The sequence below is a fragment of the Shewanella sp. SG41-4 genome, from assembly GCF_014164505.1.
Classification (GTDB): domain Bacteria; phylum Pseudomonadota; class Gammaproteobacteria; order Enterobacterales; family Shewanellaceae; genus Shewanella.
On the sequence record NZ_JACJFI010000403.1, the window covers coordinates 1 to 2659 of the forward strand.

Consider the following 2659-nt stretch of genomic DNA (forward strand, 5'->3'; position numbering starts at 1 on the left):
AAAAATGCTGTTAATGTTGATTCAGTTGCTTGTTTAAGCCAAATGCAAGGCCAAATTAATGATAGCCTGCATATGTTAGATACTTTATTTCCAGATGAAAAAGCAGCATTAGTCGACAGCAGTCTAACAAATAAACCTTTATTGCCGATACAAAGTATAGACGCGGATAAAATCGATCGATTAATGGCATTATTGGTTGAGCAGAATTTAGATGCCATAGAGTACCTTGAGCGTTTGTTAAGTAATATTGAGCTAGATAAACAGTGGTCAAGGTTAAAAAAGCAAGTAAGCCAACTTGAGTTCTTGGATGCTATCGATACATTAAAATCGATATTAAAGGAGTAATACGTGTTCATAGATGAGTATATATCTGGTGCAGAACCGGTTAGAGGTAAAATACTGTTAGTTGATGATCAAGTTGTGAATATCAAAATATTGCATCAACTCTTGCAAGCTGACTATGACATTTATATGGCTCGAGACGGTCATCAAGCCATCGATATGTGCAATAAAATTAAACCAGACGTCGTTCTATTAGATATTGAAATGCCGATACTTAATGGGTTTGACGTATGTGCACATTTAAAAAGTGATCCTAATACACAAGACGTGGCGGTTATTTTTGTGACAGGTCATTTTGATGAAGATAAAGAGGCTAAGGGGTTTCAATTAGGGGCGGTTGATTTTATTCACAAACCCATTAACCCGGTTATCACTAAAGCTCGAATTAAAAACCAGATTAGGTTGAAATTAAATACTGATTTATTACGTTCTATTGCGCTGCTAGATGGATTAACGGGCGTTGCTAATAGACGTCAATTTGAGCAAATGTTGCCTGTAAGTTGGTTGCAATGTGCGCGAGAAAAACAGCCATTAACTATTATTTTATTAGATATCGATTTTTTTAAGCATTTTAATGATACCTATGGTCATACTGAAGGTGATATTTGCTTACGTACCGTTGCGCAGAAGATACAAGATACGGTTAATCGTCCTTATGACTTAGTCGCGCGTTTTGGTGGTGAAGAGTTTATCTGCGTTCTACCTAATACTGATTTAATTGGTGGGACTTATGTGGCTCAGCAAATTGTTGACAGTGTATTGTCATTAAAATTAGCTCATAAAAACTCACCAATATCTGCTTTTGTTACTATTAGTGCAGGGGTTTCAACCGTAGTGCCGAAGTATGATATGTCGAATAAAATCTTAGTTGAAACGGCAGATAAACAATTGTATTTGGCAAAAGATCGAGGCAGAAATAGAGTGTTAGGTTGTTTAGTAGAAGAGAAGGTTGCTGAATAAATAGGCTCTTTTAAAGACAAAAAATATCGATTTAATCTTTATATTAATGCACTTAATGCAATGTCATAAAGCCTGACTGTATAGTTTACACGTTGCGATATGACTACATACTCGTTTAACTTAAGCTTGTTCGACAATTTTTTGATGAAGATTATTCCACTGTTCAGGGAATTTCCCATCCAGCATGTACACAAATGCGATCAACTCTGCGATGAGTAAATAGAGTTCTTTAGGCACTTCGTCACCTAATTCTAACAATTGTAAAAATTCACTTAAGTGTGGATCTTGATGGATATGGATCCCTGCTTCTCTGGCTATTAATATTATCTCTTCGGCAACTAAGTCCTTACCTGTAGCAGTAATTTTTGGAGCACTTTTGCCATCAAAACTGAGTGCTACTGCTTGCTGTATTTTTGTTGAGTCATCTTTCATCATGTTCTCTATTAAGCTCTCGTTTTAACTAAATAATGATCGCCAGGTAACAGCGTTGCTGGAATTTGAGCTAATTGTGTTGTGAGTTTACCGGGTGTAAAACCTATTTGAGAGATTTTATCTGACAGTTCTTGGTTAAAGCGTTCTACTGTTGTGAGTAGTATTTGGTTATTGCCTTTAAATTGAATATCCAGTATATCCGCTTGTTTATGGGCACAAATCAATAATGACCCTTGAGCTAGATTAAATTTTAGTTGGAGCTTCCATCCTGCTTTTTTATCTTTGTCTGGATCATTTTCCTGTTCAAATTTACCTTCAAATTGCTCATCTCGTTGGTTAATTGAGTAGGGTAGAGCAAAATACCACGTCATGGCTTGATTGGGATCGGTGCTTGCGTGTTGATAGAGTGCAATACTGTTAGCCAATTGTGCTAAAGAGTCCGCGCCTCCTAATTTATCTAATGCTGCGAACAAACCTGAATTAGCACTGAGTTTACTCAACGTCCGTTGTTGTAACTGTGCTAGGTGGGCTTGAAGTTTATCGCTGATCCCTGAGCCTGCTGATTTTGTTTTTACCCCTAATAGTAACTGGAATAGTGTTGTGATAGCACTACCAGAAAACAGTGGTGAGGGCTGTGCGTTAGTTGCGTGACCTATCTGAGTGTGGGCAAGGTTAAGCGCCGCTAAACTGTATAGCTCACTGCTGAGTAACGCAGGATCACTCAATGCACTTAATGGATGTGGACTAATTTGCGGTAAATGTTTAAACAATTCGCTGGCTAAATTATGTGGTACTTGTTGGCTCAAGGATTGTTTTATTGGCATTGCGCCTGCTTTGGATAACGCTTTATTCAGTACTTCAATTGGTGCAGGGTCACCGGTTAATTTATTTGATGCATTGTTGTTTGTTGATTTGTTGATTTGTT

3 protein-coding genes and 1 pseudogene are annotated in these 2659 nt (G+C 37.4%); 2 read left to right on the top strand and 2 right to left on the bottom strand.

Annotated elements, in window-relative coordinates:
• Positions 1–345 (top strand): hypothetical protein (locus tag H5202_RS20270; RefSeq protein WP_182773654.1); only part of this gene is annotated, 345 nt, incomplete at its 5' end.
• A 3-nt stretch (positions 346–348) separates the two neighbouring features.
• Positions 349–1302, top strand: coding sequence for a diguanylate cyclase (locus tag H5202_RS20275; protein WP_182773655.1), 954 nt, complete (start codon positions 349–351; stop codon positions 1300–1302).
• A 120-nt stretch (positions 1303–1422) separates the two neighbouring features.
• Here the strand turns inward: H5202_RS20275 and H5202_RS20280 are convergent, their stop codons facing one another.
• Positions 1423–1734, bottom strand: coding sequence for an EscU/YscU/HrcU family type III secretion system export apparatus switch protein (locus H5202_RS20280; RefSeq protein ID WP_182773656.1), 312 nt, complete (start codon positions 1732–1734; stop codon positions 1423–1425).
• Positions 1735–1745: 11 nt separating this feature from the next.
• A pseudogene (locus tag H5202_RS20285) lies at positions 1746–2659 on the bottom strand (flagellar hook-length control protein FliK); the annotation flags it as partial.

Bases quoted from the DNA above. Each gene is read 5' to 3' on its own strand.
- H5202_RS20280 (WP_182773656.1), bottom strand. From the start codon at position 1,734: ATGAAAGATGACTCAACAAAAATACAGCAAGCAGTAGCACTCAGTTTT.